This window comes from Bacillus sp. ISL-46, from assembly GCF_018613205.1.
Map to the genome: position 1 here is coordinate 1 of NZ_JAGGQR010000025.1, position 16,004 is coordinate 16,004.

The following is a 16,004-nucleotide window of genomic DNA, read 5'->3' on the forward strand; positions in this document are numbered from 1 at the left end:
CGTGTTACTCACCCGTCCGCCGCTAATCAACAGGAGCAAGCTCCTATTGATTCGCTCGACTTGCATGTATTAGGCACGCCGCCAGCGTTCGTCCTGAGCCAGGATCAAACTCTCCAAGAAAGTTGATTAGCTCATTTTGTTACGTTGGCTTAGTTTCTTAATTGAAACTAAAATTTTTGTTTGTTTGCACGATTTTGTTTGTTTAGTTTTCAAAGAACAATTATTAAAGGTAATTTGGAGCGGGTGAAGAGAATCGAACTCTCATCATCAGCTTGGAAGGCTGAGGTTTTACCACTAAACTACACCCGCATAAAATATATTCAACTGGTCGGGAAGACAGGATTCGAACCTGCGACCCCTTGGTCCCAAACCAAGTGCTCTACCAAGCTGAGCTACTTCCCGTAAAAATGCGCCCTGAGAGATTCGAACTCCCGACCTTTTGATTCGTAGTCAAACACTCTATCCAGCTGAGCTAAGGGCGCATGTATTGAAGTCAACTTTTAAAGTATACCAGACTCGGTATTGTTTGTCAACAATTTATTTGGTGCGGCCGAGAGGACTTGAACCTCCACGGGGTTGCCCCCACTAGGCCCTCAACCTAGCGCGTCTGCCATTCCGCCACGACCGCACGATAATTAGCGACAAAAAACAATCATAACATACTAACCAAATTAATTCAAGTAAAACATTTGGTGCGGGTGAAGGGAGTCGAACCCCCACGCCTTGCGGCGCCAGATCCTAAGTCTGGTGCGTCTGCCAATTCCGCCACACCCGCATTTAATATTGATTTATAAAAAAATGGCTGGGCTAGCTGGATTTGAACCAACGCATGTCGCAGTCAAAGTGCGATGCCTTACCGCTTGGCTATAGCCCAATATTGATGTTTATAAAGATTAAGAAACAGGAAATGAATCAATGTCACTCCCCGTCCCAGATGACCCCTACGGGACTCGAACCCGTGTTACCTCCGTGAAAGGGAGGTGTCTTAACCGCTTGACCAAGGGGCCGAAAAATTATATGGCGGAGAAGGAGGGATTTGAACCCTCGCGCCGGTCACCCGACCTACACCCTTAGCAGGGGCGCCTCTTCAGCCTCTTGAGTACTTCCCCATATGGCTCCGCAGGTAGGACTCGAACCTACGACCGATCGGTTAACAGCCGATAGCTCTACCACTGAGCTACTGCGGAATAATACTATTAAAAACCTTAAATCAATTAGGCAATCACCTTATCGACTCTTTACATTATAATGACGTTATAATAGAAAGTCAATATAGTTTTTAGATAAAGATTTTTTCCAAATTCTTACGTCATTTAAAATTATTTCTTTTATTTTCGTCAACTTTCCCCTACATTTTCCACAAACATATCTACTTGTATCAATGCTTCTTTTTCGCCTGTAAGATAGCTGACATTTCGTGCATTGATATAGAAGAATTTTTTTGGATGTTCGCTTTACTGGTCTATCGGGTAATTGTGCACAAAATCGCGGTGCTCCTACTTTTTTTAATAATTGCTTAAACTCTTGGTCTCTATGCTGATACCCCTTCCCTTCAAGGTGAAGATGATAATGGCATAGCTCATGTTTAATAATCCCCACTAATTCTTTTACACCTAGCTGCTCGTAATATTTTTTATTTATTTCAATATTATGTGTGCCAAGAAGGTATCTGCCGCCTGTTGACCTTAGTCTTGGATTGAAAGACGCTATGTGTCGAAACTGCTTCCCAAATGATTCAACAGATATCTTTTCAACTAATGATTGAAGTTCTTGTTGTTCCATTTCGGGACCCTCACTTTCTTCGCGAACATGACAACCTATTATAGCATATATTGTATATACCTTTAATAATGATGTACTTTTCGGGAGGTTTTATTATGCCAACTTGGTTGCAAAACCAAATGAAAAGAGCTTTCTATGAGAAGGATCGCTATCAGATCAAGATGCTAAACCAGTGCTGGTTCTTTTACAGAAAAAAACACTTCTCTTAAGTTCATGAGGACAATTTATGCACTTCTCTTCCTATTTTTGTCCTCATGAACGCCTCATGAGGACAATTTACACCATTCTCTTCCTATTTTTGTCCTCATGAACGCCTCATGAGGACAATTTACACCTTTTCATTCCTATTTCTGTCCTCATGAACATCTCATGGGGACAATTTACACCTTTTCCTTCCTATTTCTCTCCTCATGAACATTTATGAGACCCTTTCCCTTCACATCTAATAATTATTTCTAAGAGTTAGTTGATTGGGACAAAAATAAAAAAGAAGACCCACTCGCTTTGCGAAATGGTCTTCTATAATGCTGATAATGTTATTACAGGAACCCGTTACTTCCAACTAGTTCGAAGGCGCCAGCATTGTTAACGCAACCCGGCCTTTTTTCATATCAACGGAATCCACCCATACAGTGACTACATCCCCTACTGACACAATGTCCAATGGATGTTTTACAAATCTATTGCTTAGTTTGGAAATATGCACAAGCCCGTCCTGCTTAACGCCGATATCAACAAATGCACCGAAGTCCACAACATTCCGAACCGTACCTTGCAGCTCCATACCTGCTTGTAGATCTTCTAACTTAAGGACATCTTTTTTCAAAAGAGGGCGTGGTAAATCATCGCGCGGATCTCGTTCCGGCCTTACCAAAGCATCAATAATATCCTTTAGGGTTAATTCCCCGATAGCAAGTTCTTCTGAAACAGCTTTTAAATCAATCCCATTAAGAGCAGTTATTAACTCATCCGAACCAAGGTCATCAGTTGTAAATCCTAGACTCGCTAATAATTTCTTCACTTCGTCGTAATTTTCCGGATGAATCCCTGTTCGGTCAAGCGGCTGCTTGCCATCTAATACGCGCAAGAACCCAATCGCCTGCTCATAGGTTTTTGCACCAAGACGAGGTACTTTCTTTAATTGAACCCTGCTCGTAAATTTCCCTTCCTCTTCACGCTTTTTGACAATATTATTTGCAGCAGTCTTGTTAAGCCCCGCTACATACTGTAAAAGTGATGGAGAAGCAGTATTCACATTTACACCGACCCTGTTAACGGCTGTTTCGACCACAAAATGCAACGATTCTGACAGACGTTTCTGGGAAACATCATGCTGGTATTGACCGACACCAACCGATTTTGGGTCAATTTTCACCAATTCCGCTAATGGATCCTGCAAGCGGCGGGCAATGGAGGCTGCACTTCTTTCTTCTACCTGCAGATTTGGAAACTCTTCTCTAGCAAGTTCAGATGCAGAATATACACTGGCACCGGCTTCATTAACAATTAAATAGAAAATCTCCTCATCCATTTCTTTTAAGATATCAGCCACAAACTGTTCTGTTTCTCTTGAGGCTGTGCCATTTCCGATGGCTGCCATTTCAACTTTGTACTCGCGGAGGATGTGAATAAACTTTTCGCGCGCTTCTTTGGCTTTGTTAACCGGTGGGTGGGGATAGATCACATCTATCTTCAGCACCTTACCTGTTTCATCTACTACTGCTAATTTACAGCCTGTCCTGTAGGCAGGGTCGACACCGATGACGACTTTGCCTTTCAACGGTGGCTGTAAAAGTAAGTTACGAAGGTTTTCAGAGAATATATGTATGGCTTGCTCTTCACCCTTATCCGTTAATTCACTGCGGATTTCCCGCTCAATGGAGGGCTGAATTAATCTTTTGTAGCTATCCTCCATCGCTTCTAGCACAATGGGTGCTGATGGTGAGTGCTGGACACGGATCCATTTTCTCGACAAATATGACAGGATTAAATCGGCATTCATTTTAATCGAAACTCTTAAAATGTCCTCTTTTTCACCGCGATTTAAAGCGAGAATTCGATGCGGAACAATTTTATTTACAGGTTCTTCATATTCATAGTACATTTCGTAGACGTTTTTCTCGTCTTTTTCCGCTTCTTTAACCACCGATACAACTGCACCGGATTTAAACGTTTCTTTACGAATCCATTTACGGCTTTCAGCATCATCAGAAACCCATTCCGCAATAATGTCTTTCGCGCCTGCAATCGCATCCTCAACCGTAAGGACTTCTTTTTCTTCTGATAAAAATTGTTTTGCTTTTTCCTCCACACTTTCTTTTGTAAAAGTCAGAAGCCACTCTGCTAAAGGTTCCAAGCCCTTTTCTTTTGCAATCGTCGCTTTTGTCCGTCTTTTTTGTTTATATGGCCTGTATAAGTCTTCAACCTCTTGAAGCTTTTCGGCTTTGGTAATCGCCTGGTTAAGTTCATCTGTTAATTTCCCTTGTTCAGCAATGATTCGAATAACCTCTTCTTTTCTATGCTCAAGGTTTTGGATATACTGCCAGCGTTCTAAAATATTGCGAATCTGTACTTCATCAAGCGCTCCTGTCATTTCTTTACGATATCGAGCAATAAAAGGAACTGTATTGCCTTCATCTAATAAAGAAATCACACTCTTTACTTGTTTATAAGAAATTGTCAGTTCAGCAGCAATTTTCTTTAACAATTGATCATCTTTTACGATTGTATCATTCACAAAACAATCCTCCATTCCTTTTCATTCTATTGTATCAGAATCATTAGACCGTTTCATTAAAGTGCCTTCTGCAATTTATTCAAAAAAAATAGGCGAGCATATGAGCTCGCCTAAGCAGAAGTAGAAAATGAGGTCAGGATATGTATGAAAAAACGCTCTTCCTAAAAAGAGCGTGCTTTAAATTAAAATTCGATGAGACCCAGGCTAACCTGCAAGGCTTCATACACTTTTTCCATCATTTCGTCATCGAGATGGGTGATTTTATCGGTTAACCGCTGCTTATCAATTGTACGAATTTGCTCTAACAGAATGACCGAGTCTCGTTCAAATCCGTAGCGCTTCGCATCAATTTCTACATGAGTAGGAAGCTTGGCTTTTTGAATTTGAGCTGTAATCGCTGCAACAATCACTGTGGGACTAAACCGATTCCCGATGTCGTTTTGGATGACAAGTACAGGTCGGACGCCGCCTTGTTCAGAACCAACAACTGGGGATAGGTCCGCGAAATAAACGTCACCACGTTTGACTATCAAAGGATTATCCTCCGCTTACAAGACGTTCAACTGTGTGTTCTGCCTCATATTCTGCTAAAAATGCTTCTGATGCAATTCTAAGATTTATCTTTGCCATTTCCATGTATCCACGTCTCATCGACTCGCGAATTTGTCTCTTTTTTCGTTCGCGTAAATACATTTTTGTTGCTTGGTAGATAAACTCGCTGCGGTTTACATTTTCTTGTTTAACAAAACCATCTAATTCCGTTAAAAGATGTTGCGGTAACTTCACTAAGATTTCCGTAGTTGCGCCTGACTCAGCCACAAACATACACCTCCACCATCACTACACACCATTTTTATCTAACCTGAATTCCTTCTGACGCATAAATTTAACACACTACATGAATCGACCCAGAGTTTGTTTCATACAGTGAGTTTCACTTATCTATCTGTACCATATACAATAATAACACTTATCAAACTTATTGCATAGACTATTTATAATACTACTGTATTATAAGCCAATAAAACACTCTTTTATGCACAAATTACCGCAATATCATAAATATGACTGGAAATCTTCATTTAGCCCATTAATCTTCAAGAAGGTAATTTTTTAAATCGACAATTTTCCCACCCTTTTTATAAAGGCGCGGAACTCGATTTGCAATGATACATGGAACTTCATAATTAATTGTGTCAAGCTTTTGGGCGATTTCATTAACGGAAATAAACTGATCCTCGTCCCCGCCGATTAATGTTACGGTGGTCCCAATTGGAACATGATATGGGAGACGAATCATACATTGATCCATACAGATTCGACCGACAATCGGCGACCTCGTCCCCTTAACAAGCACCTCTTGACCTTGCAGTTTGCGAATCCAGCCGTCTGCATAACCAATCGGAATGGTCCCAATCCACTCTTCTTCACCGGTTTCATACGTTGCCCCATAGCTCACTTTTTCGCCCTTTTGCAACTTCTTTACATGGACAAGTCGTGACCTGAGTGAAAATGCTTCCCGGAGCGGAAAAGGAATTTCACTTTCCATTTCAAGTGAAGGTGTCAGGCCATACATTGCAATGCCAATCCGAACGGCATTAAAATAAGCGCTAGGATATCTTAGTGCAGCAGCACTATTGCTTGAGTGGATATACTTCGGTTGTTCTTTTAGCCCATTTGCCATACTGTCAAATAACGCTAATTGCTGACGAAAATAGGTTTCATCCAGTTCATCAGCCGTAGCAAAGTGTGTATAAATCCCTTCCAATATAAATTGGTCATTTTCGGAGATGATTTGTTCGATTGCAGTTAACTCTGGTAAGCTGCGAACACCAATTCTCCCCATCCCTGTATCTACTTTGATATGAAAAGAAATGCGATCCTCTGTCTTTAGATGTTTTATGGCCTCTTGCAGCCATTCCTTCTGGAAAGCAGTAAGGGTAATATTAAATTTCGCTGCCACTTGAACATCTTCAGGCCGTGCAGCACCCAAGACAAGAATAGGAGCAGTAATTCCTTTCTTTCTTAAGGCTATCGCTTCATCCATAAAAGCAACAGCTAAATAGGCTGCACCTGCTTCAAGGGCTGTTTCTGCCACTTGAATATCCCCGTGGCCATATGCATTTGCTTTGACAACTGCGATCATATTCACGTCTTGAGGCAAATGCTTTTTGACGGAGGCAACATTGGCAAGAATACAATCTAAATCTATTTCCGCCCATGTATCTCTATAAAAAAAACCTTGCTCTTCCATGTTTCCACTTCCTAATAGCTTTAATTAAATATCATTCCATTTTATCACAAAAATTATCATACTGCTGTTTACTTTCATTTACAAATAAAAACAGGCCCTGTAAAGAGCCTGCTAGTATCAATATTTATTTTACTGCTTCACCTTGGACAGATGCTGCAACTTCAATCATTTCTTCCTTCGTTAGGTTTTTCGATGCAATCAAGTAATCCACACCATTATGCGACCAAGAGAGGGAGTGTTCCGAAACTGCTCCGATCGTCATACCTAAGTCGACAATATCACCTTCAATATAAGTTGGATTCGCAGACGCTGTTTTTGCTGTTACCTTTTCCTGGACAAGCGTGAACGATTTTTTGCCATCATAGGTGAGGACAACCCTCTTGCCATCTTCTAGCGCCACTTCTTTTTCCTCAATCAATTTTGTCCCTTTAAGTTCTGTAGTTGGATACATAACGGTAAAGGCATCATCGCCGCCATCTGCCATAGCAGGCAAATTAAGCTGCGCACGTGTCATGTTTTTCTTCATATCGAAATCATCCTTGTCAAAGCTAGCATTAAATTTCACTTTGGAAAACTCAACAGTTACAAGGGCATTTCGATCCGGATCCATTACTTTTACCATAGCAGGTGATAAATCACTCTTATTCAATTTGATTTCTTGGAATGGCAGCATTGTATTGTTTTGATAGCGGGTCTTCGTTTCGAATACATAATATTCTTTAGTGGTGGAGAATTTTGCACTTTTATCGGCAACAATATCCTTAATCAGCGATTCATACAAGTAGGCCTGGCTGCTGTTTTGCGGCCAATCGCTTTGGAAGCGGAAGCTCTTATTTAGAGCAGGTGTAAGAACAAATACCCCTTCGTTATTCCTTAATATCATCTGACTTTGGTCTTTTTGAGCATTTTTCAAATTCACACGGTAAAAGGTAGGATCCTTATGCCAAATTTCAACCTTATAAATTTGTGAATCAGATCCCATTTTCAACGTCATTTTTGCATTCACCTTATAGCCACTTAAGTCATCTAGTTTCCCCGTTAGCTCTTTTACCACATCACCTTGTGATTTAGAACCGCAGGCCGCTAGTACAAAAATGACCATGAGCCCCGTGATTAGCAGCAATAACTTTTTCCTCATTCCTTCAACCCCTTCTTGTCTCATTTCATATGATTATAGAGAAGAGAAAGGCAGGGGTCAGGCAATGGAGTTTGCTTTCCAAAATGACCATGGCTGACCTTGTCTCTCCTGTTTCCCTATGAATATATGAGACAACCTAAAGGAATATGATAAGGAGTTGCCAAGCTATTTAATTTTACAGCTATGTTAAATCCCATTGTTAAATCAACATACAAGTTTAACAAAACTAATATTATAAAAATTTATATGCACTAAATTTCTTCAATAATTACATGCGCTACGGCGTAATCTCTACTATGTGAAATAGATAAATGGGCATGCCTCTCTGGCTTTGCAAAAAAGGGTTTTCCAGATCTATCATTTTCAATTTCAATATCTAAAAATGATAACTCTTCTCCAATACCTGTGCCATTCGCTTTTGAATACGCTTCTTTCGCCGCAAAGCGCCCTGCTAAAAATTCTACTTTTCTGACATCCGATAAATCTTCAAATTTTAGCCGCTCATTTGGAGTTAACACGCGGTCCACAAACTTCTTTTGTCGATTGAGGATGTCCTCAATCCTTGAAAGTTCAATAATATCGATCCCAATCCCTTTAATCATCGTTCATCTTCCTTCTATTTGATATACAATGAGCATAAGTAATAGTGTACGAGGACGGAAATTAGTTTATTAATAGTTAATGTGAAACTCAGGAGGTTTTTATCATGTTTACGAGAACGGAAAGTTTTCGCGATTTTATCCGCCTTTATCCGATTGTTTCTATTATTATTACCATTCATGTAGGATTATATCTTTTAACGAGTATAACCATCTTCCCTAACTCTTGGTTCTTTGAAAATCTTTCTGGAGTTAATCTTTATATTAAGGAAGGGGAATATTGGCGGCTGATTACACCAACCCTTATTCATAGTGGTTTTTCACACATGCTGTTTAATAGCTTTTCACTTGTGTTATTTGGACCGGCACTGGAGCGCATGCTTGGAAGCGGCAGATTTTTATTTGTCTATCTGCTGTCAGGTTTTATTGCAAATGTCGCCACACTGCTGCTCCAGCCGCTCACCTATACCCACGTTGGCTCAAGTGGAGCGATATTTGGTTTGTTTGGTTATTACCTGGCGGTTATTATGTTTCGGAAACATATGCTTTCTAAGCAAAACTCGCAAATAATCCTTACTCTTTGTGTTGTCAGTCTCATTATGACATTCTTACAGCCGAATATTAATATTACCGCCCATCTTTTTGGATTACTTGGTGGTTTTTTAATGGGGGCGATTCCTTATTTTAATAAAAAAGATTTATCCGATTCGATTCGAGGCACCGCGAACTGGGCCAGCAGTAAGAAAAGCAGCATCTCCTATCAATCTCCATTGAAAGTGATCATTTGGGCGTCGATTATTATCATTGCTATTCTTGGATTACTAGCACAAAAATAACAGGGATTTGCAGTCGAAACTACCTTTCACTGCAAATCCTTTTTTCTTTGCCGCTAGAATACCAATCATAAATTTTCGCTAGATCGCCCTTTTCTATATCAACGACAGTGCCGCCTGCATCACCGACGCCCGATTTCACAAAGGCTTCGAATGTTCCTAGTTCTTGTTTCTGCTGAAAATAACTTTCTCTTATTTCCAAGCTTTGAATCTTATTTTTCTTCATTATAACCGTCGTTCGAATCAACATTAACGTCCGGTATCTTAGCGTTAGCTGCTGTTCAGCAAGAGTCCAACCAGCTGCCTTATATTTTAAAACAGCCCCAAGCGTCATCGCACCAAGCAGAATGATGGAAAGAAGGCCCCAAGTCTTCAAAAATATTAGGGACACAATCACGATCGGAATAGCAATGTACCAGTGCCTGAATATATAGCGCCACATCGACCGTTTCGGTAGTGGGGTAAAGGTGGTCGGGACAAGGTAATCTGTAATGGCCGGTTCAAGGATGGAAGCGATCTGATCTAGCTTGACGATCGGCAAAAGGGTCACTTTAGAACCCTCTTGATTGGCCGATGACCCGCCAGCACTTTCCGCATATACGGTCGCATAACCGAGGAGTTGTCTGACAATATTTTCACTGATGCGAATCGCTTGGATCCGCTTCAATGGAATTGTTATTTGTCTTCTCTCCAACAGACCCTGAGTAATAACTAAATCATTGTCTTTTTTGATCACAGTAAAATTAGCATACTTTAGCATAGTACCAATGAGCGCGATTACCCATGCGAGAAAAAATCCAATAACCACAAGGATCATAAGCAGGATCAGACTAGGGGCCGTCCATTTTTCAATTCCGCTGGCTAATCTTCGAAAGGGAATCAGGTCATCCACTTGACTTAATAACGCAAGGACAGCTGAGATGACCACCCCAACACCGCCTGAGGTTAGGGAAAGAATCAATAATTGTCCGGTGGAAATTTTATAAACGGATTGACCCTCAGGTAGATCTTTTCCTTCGATTGCCCCGTTCCCTTTAGCTGCTGCCGTAAATTCCTGGATTACCAGAGCCTCCTCTTTCGATATCCCAGAAAGGACGGCTTCCGCTTCTTCTGCTCCCATTCCGCCAGCCGTTTCAATTTGGAGTTTTACCAACCCGAACAATCGTTGTAAAATACCTTCGGAAAGATCGATACTTTGAATTCGTTCATATGGAATGTATCTTTTCTTTCGAATGAAAATCCCATCTTTAATCCGGAGTTCATCCTGTTCCAAATTATATGTATACCGTAACCACGAGAGGAGACTGGTGATAAAAATAATAATAATCGATATAAAGGATACACCCAAGGCGAATAATAACGGGCGCCCACTATCGCGAGTAACCGAAAATGTAAAAGCAGCAATTGGAAAAATAAAGTTTTTTATTCTTTTACCCATATATCCCAAAATGGCTATGGGATGAAGTCGTTTTGGTTTAGACATCATCTTCAGCAACCCTTGCTAGTTTCGATATATTGAACCTTAATTGTTCTGCTTCTGTTTCTTCCAAAGCAGGAATTTGATGGGCTGTGGCCGCCGTATGAACAATCACTGAGGCTAATTTGTACTTCCTTAGGATAGGTCCTTGGACGGTATCTACATGCTGGACGCGAACCATTGGAATTAAGGTACGACTCCGGATAAAGAAACCCTCCTGCAGCTCTATTTCTTCCTCACGAACTTCATATCTCCACCATTTCCATCTGAGAGTAGGAAACAGAAAAATATGTAAATATGTAAAAATAACTCCTAATATGATAAGGGTAAGCGAAATCCAGAAGGGGCCATTGAAAATGTCTAATAGTAAAACAACAACTGCTGTGATCACCCATTCTATGACAACCTTGATTACCGCAGAGATTCTCCATACCTTTAAGGCCTTTTCCGAAAGTCGATTTTGCGGTTCAACCATGCATCTCTCTCCCTACTTCACAATCTCCAAATCAATTTAAGTATACATGGTTGGGGAGTACGGCACTACTACTTATTCGATAATAAAACTGGACTGGTCGATCCACGTAACTCCTTCACGCTCTTGCAAATCCTTTACCAGTTGAAAAAGCGCCGCATCTTTTTGCTTCGCTTCAATCATACAGTGGATCTCTGGAACCGTTCCCTTAACTTGATTTAAAAACCGAAGAAACATTTGTGGATCAATTGTGTCCGCATGGGCTCTAAAATCCTTTTCGGAGCGCGGACTGGATATATGTATCTTTATTGGCAGAGGAGACTGTGTCCAGGTCGCAACAATCCGCTCCCAATCAGCCGTCCAGTCTTCCTCTTCATGATTAGCAAGATGATGATGATAATCAAACACCATCGGCAAACCCAACTTTTCACAAAGGTATAGTGTCTCCTTTATTGTAAATGTCGTATCATCATTTTCGAGCATAATCATTTTTTGGATCGCAGGGGAAACATAGGCCCAATTATGAATAAAGTACTCCAGGGCTTTCTCCTTATCGTTATACCCTCCACCGACATGAAGTACGCAACGGTGTTCCGTATCAATTTCCATTCCTTTTAGGAGTCTTTCATGCATGGCAAGCGTCTTTAAGGAATTAATCAAAATATCCTTATTCGGTGAATTAAGCACCACAAAATGATCTGGATGAAAGTCAATCCTAGAAGGGTGCTCTTTTATATAATTGGCTAGTTTTTTGAGTGGTTCTTTCAATGGTTTGATGTAGTCCCAGTCCAGTAATTCCTCATGATTAGCCAGGGGAATGACCCGCGAGCTTAGCCTGAAAAAATGAATTTGGTTACCCTCATTGTGCTTTAATAACCGCAAGCAATTTTCTAAGTTCGATATAGCGATTCTCTCTAATTTCCGAATCGCTGCGTCCCGGTCTTTTATTTTTTCAAATTGAGCAAATGTCATCGTTTGTGAGGGGGAAGCATTCTGAAGCTCTACACTCATTGCAACATATCCAAGTTTTACAATCGTCATAAAATCACCCCAACTAGAATGCGTTTATGTTTACTGTTCCCCTTTTGGTCAAATAAAAAAAGCATGAACGATATCGTCCATGCTTTTGTATTTTAGTGGTTAAAAGTTCTTGGCTTTGATGCTGACTTACCGCCGCCGCCAGTTCTTTTTTCACCACTGCGTGGCTTTGCTGGTGCTTTTTTTCTATTACGGTCCCCACCGTATGAACCTGAACCTCTAGAATCATCTCTTCTTCTACGGTCACGATCTTGGGGTTTTCTTTCTCGCCTTTGTGGAAGCTGTTCTTCTGTCAGCTTAACCGGTGTTGTATCCGGTTCTTTTGTTAACATTTTCAACACAGCTGCGATAACAGTTGCTGCATCATTTTCTTCCAACAATTCTTGAGCTGCTGCTTTATAATAATGTAAGTTGTTCGATTCAATCGTTGCAACGATCTTTTCTACAACTGCTTTTTGTTGACCTTCTAAAGCTTCATCAAGCGTAGGAGCTTTCATTTTTTCCATCTTGCTTCTAGTAGTTCTTTCCACGACAGCAAGATATGATTTTTCACGTGGTGTAATAAATGTTAAAGCTACACCCTTTTTACCAGCACGACCTGTACGTCCAATACGGTGAACGTAGCTCTCAGGATCTTGAGGGATATCAAAATTGTATACGTGAGTTACTCCGGAGATATCAAGTCCCCTTGCTGCTACGTCCGTTGCAACAAGCACGTCAATTGTTCCTTCTTTAAATTTACGAAGAACTGACATACGCTTTGCCTGAGTTAAATCGCCATGAATTCCTTCTGCAGTATAACCCCTTAAAGTTAATGCTTCTGATAATTCATCGACCCGGCGCTTCGTACGACCAAAAACAATCGCTAGTTCAGGGGATTGAATATCAAGAAGTCTTGTTAATACATCAAACTTATTTCTTTCCACTACTTCAAGGTAATACTGTTCAATTGAAGGAACGGTCATTTCTTTCGTTTTGACACGAATAATTTGCGGATCCTTCATGAACTTTTCTGCCATTCTTTGAATCGGCCCTGGCATGGTTGCAGAGAAAAGTAATGTTTGACGTTCTGCTGGTGTTGAAGCAAGAATCGATTCAATATCTTCAATGAATCCCATGTTTAACATTTCATCTGCTTCATCAAGAATCACTGTGTTTACCGTTTCGAGGCGCATCGTTTTTCTGTTGATATGATCTAATACACGACCTGGAGTACCAACAATGATATGTGGTGCTTTCTTTAATGAGCGAATCTGGCGGCTAATATCCTGCCCGCCATATATTGGCAGTACGCGAACTCTTTTGCCTGAACCTAGTTTATATAGTTCTTCTGATACTTGAATCGCAAGTTCACGAGTTGGCGCAATAATGATACCTTGGATTGCATCCGCACTAATATCGATTTTTTCAATCAATGGAATCCCAAATGCAGCTGTTTTACCTGTTCCTGTTTGAGCTTGCCCGATCAAATCAATACCTTTTAGCCCCAATGGAATAGTTTCTGTCTGAATTGGTGTTGCCTCCTCAAAACCCATTTTGAGGACAGATTGTAACGTGGCCTGACTTAGACCTAATTCTTCAAACTTTGTCAATGTTTTCATTCTCCTTCATCTATGTGAAAATATTTTTTAAGTGCTGAATATTTTCGCCTAATACTCAGAAAAGCGGAAGCGCCTGCTCTTAGAGGCGAAAAGCGCTGGAGGGCCCAAGTTGAAGTCCTATTTTGACTTAATTAAAAATGGTATAGGTTATATTTCATCTTTGATCAAGTAGGTTTAAAGTTCATCAAGGATAAAATAAGTTTAAAATTTTATCACATGGATGGCAGTGGATTTTTATACTTCATCTTAGGCAGGACCGAAACGGCTCAGTCCCTTTGGCGCTTGAGCGGACACGCATCAAAATGCCGTAACTAGGTAACATCTTTATTTTACCAAAAAAAAACATGCTCCCTCAAGGAGTATGCCCTTTAATAATCGTTCTTTAGACACGTTGATGAATATCATACCACTGTTGCTAGTATTTTGCAATAAAGACAAGTTTGTTACAATTTCAAACCGATCCTATTACTTCATCAAATTGTCCAATACTCGATAAGAAGGGCAACTTCTCCACACAAGGGGGGTCTCAGTTATTTTTCTTTTATCAAGCTTAAATCATTCATAAATTCGTCAGTTTTATTTTCCTTTATTTTTTTTGCAAAGCCGTAACGATTTCCTCTAATTTCATACCTCTTGATGCTTTGACAAGGATTAATGTGTTTTTATTTACATGCCGCTTTAATTCTTGAATAAGTGGTGCTTTTTCTGTAAAAGCAAATACTCTTTCTTCTCCCAAAACAGTTCGGGCTGAGTTTGCAATGTGCCCCCCTAAATTTCCAAAGGTGAACAGAAGATCGACTTTATCACGGTTTAAAGCAGTTCCAATTTGCTGATGATACTGTTCTTGCTGTGGACCAAGCTCTAACATGTCCCCTAAGACAAGGATTTTTCGATCATACCCTTTAAGATTGGAAACTAATTCGATAGCCGCCATCATGGAAGTGGGACTTGCATTATAAGCATCGTTAATTATTTTTTCGCCCTGTTCCCCTTCTACTAACTCCATACGCATATTCGTTAACTTAATACCAGCTAACCCCTCATTCATTTTTTCGAAAGGGATTGAAAAATAGTTAGCGATCAACATCGAGGCAAGTGCATTTAAAATATTATGCGTTCCTAATACAGGAAGTTCGAAAGTAGTCTTTGAAGCGTTGATTTTGAAACGATTCCCATTCTCTAACTGAGTAATATCAGTTGGATATAGATCATTCGTTTCATTTCTGCCGAATGTTTTAACCTGTACATTGCCTTTATGTTGTTGAATTCGTTCCATCAGCAGTGGTTCATCACCATGGAGGACAGCAAGTCCACCTTCTTTTAGCCCTTGGAGGATTTCAAGTTTTGCTTCCGCAATACCTTCTCTTGAACCAAGGTCGAGAAGATGTGATTCACCAATATTGGTAATCACCACAGCATCTGGGCAGGCAAGCTTCGTTAGGAATTCAATCTCACCCCTGCCGCTCATTCCCATTTCAAGGACGGCAATTTCAGTGTCTTCGTGTAAGCCTAAAACCGTTAATGGAAGACCAATATGATTATTATAATTTCCTTCTGTCTTTTGAACCTTATAATGCGTGGCAAGTATGCCGGCAGTCATATCCTTTGTCGTCGTTTTCCCATTGCTTCCTGTGATACCAACCACTTTTACGTTTAATTGTTTTCGGTAGTTTCTTGCTAATTCCTGTAAGGCCACAAGACAATTATCGACAATCAAAATGGGCAAATGGGTAGGCGGGTTCGGCACATCCTTTTGCCAAAGGGCAGCAGCCGCTCCTTTACTGATGGACTCTTCGACATATTTATGTCCGTCAGAAACCTCTCCTTTAAAAGGAATAAACAAGTTTCCATTTTCAATCTTACGAGAATCAATAGAAACACCCGTGATCATCGTTTCAGCAAACGGACTCATATCATTTTGGGCAGCAACCATTTCAGCAATTTGTTTTAACGATCGTTTTATCATTGATATCCTCCTTTTTATTTATTTCTTTGAACTTTGTTTACTGTCTAGCTACAGCGCCCAGCGGCTAGTGGACTTTGCTAAACGGGCGCTTTCGCTTTTCTAATAGA

The 16,004-nt window shown here is 40.4% G+C and carries 14 protein-coding genes, 9 tRNA genes and 1 rRNA gene; 2 read left to right on the forward strand and 22 right to left on the reverse strand.

The features are described from left to right. From J7E67_RS14175 to J7E67_RS14225, 11 genes are all read right to left on the reverse strand, one after another. Nucleotides 1-120, reverse strand: a 16S ribosomal RNA gene (locus J7E67_RS14175); the annotation flags it as partial. Nucleotides 121-235: 115 nt separating this feature from the next. Then, nucleotides 236-309 (reverse strand) — tRNA-Gly (locus tag J7E67_RS14180). A gap of 16 nt (nt 310-325) precedes the next feature. Further along, nucleotides 326-402, reverse strand: a tRNA-Pro gene (locus J7E67_RS14185). A 6-nt stretch (nt 403-408) separates the two neighbouring features. Next, nucleotides 409-482: transfer RNA gene (locus tag J7E67_RS14190), tRNA-Arg, on the reverse strand. Nucleotides 483-542: 60 nt separating this feature from the next. Beyond that, nucleotides 543-628: transfer RNA gene (locus J7E67_RS14195), tRNA-Leu, on the reverse strand. 62 nt (nt 629-690) lie between these two features. After that, nucleotides 691-775 (reverse strand) — tRNA-Leu (locus J7E67_RS14200). A gap of 24 nt (nt 776-799) precedes the next feature. Continuing rightward, nucleotides 800-874, reverse strand: a tRNA-Gln gene (locus J7E67_RS14205). A 61-nt stretch (nt 875-935) separates the two neighbouring features. After that, nucleotides 936-1,007: transfer RNA gene (locus tag J7E67_RS14210), tRNA-Glu, on the reverse strand. Nucleotides 1,008-1,018: 11 nt separating this feature from the next. After that, a tRNA-Ser gene (locus J7E67_RS14215) sits at nt 1,019-1,109 on the reverse strand. Between the two features lie 3 nt (nt 1,110-1,112). Then, nucleotides 1,113-1,187, reverse strand: a tRNA-Asn gene (locus tag J7E67_RS14220). Nucleotides 1,188-1,254: 67 nt separating this feature from the next. Then, nucleotides 1,255-1,782 carry a SprT family protein gene (locus J7E67_RS14225; RefSeq protein WP_214732173.1) on the reverse strand — a complete coding sequence of 176 codons (528 nt, stop codon included), beginning with the start codon at nt 1,780-1,782 and terminating at the stop codon, nt 1,255-1,257. Between the two features lie 95 nt (nt 1,783-1,877). On the opposite strand from J7E67_RS14225, the gene cmpA reads away from it, so the two are divergent. After that, nucleotides 1,878-1,991, forward strand: a complete 114-nt coding sequence (gene cmpA, locus J7E67_RS14230) for a cortex morphogenetic protein CmpA (protein ID WP_088085061.1) — start codon at nt 1,878-1,880, stop codon at nt 1,989-1,991. A gap of 353 nt (nt 1,992-2,344) precedes the next feature. On the opposite strand, the gene J7E67_RS14235 is transcribed toward cmpA, so the two are convergent. The 6 genes from J7E67_RS14235 to acpS form a co-directional block, all read right to left on the reverse strand. Further along, nucleotides 2,345-4,519: a Tex family protein gene (locus J7E67_RS14235; RefSeq protein WP_308160469.1), complete on the reverse strand. Its 2,175-nt coding sequence runs from the start codon at nt 4,517-4,519 to the stop codon at nt 2,345-2,347. Between the two features lie 182 nt (nt 4,520-4,701). Further along, nucleotides 4,702-5,052 carry a type II toxin-antitoxin system endoribonuclease NdoA gene (gene ndoA / locus J7E67_RS14240; RefSeq protein ID WP_214732174.1) on the reverse strand — a complete coding sequence of 117 codons (351 nt, stop codon included), beginning with the start codon at nt 5,050-5,052 and terminating at the stop codon, nt 4,702-4,704. A gap of 4 nt (nt 5,053-5,056) precedes the next feature. Next, nucleotides 5,057-5,338, reverse strand: a complete 282-nt coding sequence (locus J7E67_RS14245; protein ID WP_066097189.1) for a CopG family ribbon-helix-helix protein — start codon at nt 5,336-5,338, stop codon at nt 5,057-5,059. Nucleotides 5,339-5,609: 271 nt separating this feature from the next. Then, nucleotides 5,610-6,773: an alanine racemase gene (alr, locus tag J7E67_RS14250; RefSeq protein ID WP_214713438.1), complete on the reverse strand. Its 1,164-nt coding sequence runs from the start codon at nt 6,771-6,773 to the stop codon at nt 5,610-5,612. 124 nt (nt 6,774-6,897) lie between these two features. Continuing rightward, nucleotides 6,898-7,911, reverse strand: a complete 1,014-nt coding sequence (locus J7E67_RS14255; protein WP_214713439.1) for a LolA family protein — start codon at nt 7,909-7,911, stop codon at nt 6,898-6,900. Nucleotides 7,912-8,162: 251 nt separating this feature from the next. Next, complete coding sequence (gene acpS / locus J7E67_RS14260) at nt 8,163-8,513, reverse strand: holo-ACP synthase (protein ID WP_214713440.1); 351 nt, start codon at nt 8,511-8,513, stop codon at nt 8,163-8,165. A 104-nt stretch (nt 8,514-8,617) separates the two neighbouring features. Here acpS and J7E67_RS14265 point away from each other — a divergent pair, with 104 nt between their 5' ends. Next, a complete protein-coding gene (locus J7E67_RS14265) occupies nt 8,618-9,346 on the forward strand; it encodes a rhomboid family intramembrane serine protease (protein WP_214713441.1) in 729 nt (242 codons plus the stop codon). Between the two features lie 19 nt (nt 9,347-9,365). Here the strand turns inward: J7E67_RS14265 and J7E67_RS14270 are convergent, their stop codons facing one another. From J7E67_RS14270 to J7E67_RS14290, 5 genes are all read right to left on the reverse strand, one after another. Next, the gene (locus J7E67_RS14270) at nt 9,366-10,829 is read right to left on the reverse strand and encodes a PH domain-containing protein (RefSeq protein ID WP_251026775.1); all 1,464 of its coding nucleotides are present in this window, start codon (nt 10,827-10,829) and stop codon (nt 9,366-9,368) included. Next, nucleotides 10,819-11,295 (reverse strand): PH domain-containing protein, encoded by a 477-nt coding sequence (locus J7E67_RS14275; RefSeq protein WP_214713442.1) that lies wholly within the window; start codon nt 11,293-11,295, stop codon nt 10,819-10,821. The genes J7E67_RS14270 and J7E67_RS14275 overlap by 11 nt, the downstream gene beginning before the upstream one ends. 72 nt (nt 11,296-11,367) lie before the next feature. After that, nucleotides 11,368-12,333, reverse strand: a complete 966-nt coding sequence (gene uvsE, locus J7E67_RS14280; RefSeq protein ID WP_214713443.1) for a UV DNA damage repair endonuclease UvsE — start codon at nt 12,331-12,333, stop codon at nt 11,368-11,370. 92 nt (nt 12,334-12,425) lie between these two features. Then, nucleotides 12,426-13,922: a degradosome RNA helicase CshA gene (gene cshA, locus J7E67_RS14285; protein WP_214713444.1), complete on the reverse strand. Its 1,497-nt coding sequence runs from the start codon at nt 13,920-13,922 to the stop codon at nt 12,426-12,428. A gap of 595 nt (nt 13,923-14,517) precedes the next feature. After that, nucleotides 14,518-15,897, reverse strand: coding sequence for a UDP-N-acetylmuramoyl-tripeptide--D-alanyl-D-alanine ligase (locus J7E67_RS14290; protein ID WP_214713445.1), 1,380 nt, complete (start codon nt 15,895-15,897; stop codon nt 14,518-14,520). Between the last annotated feature and the right edge of the window lie 107 nt (nt 15,898-16,004).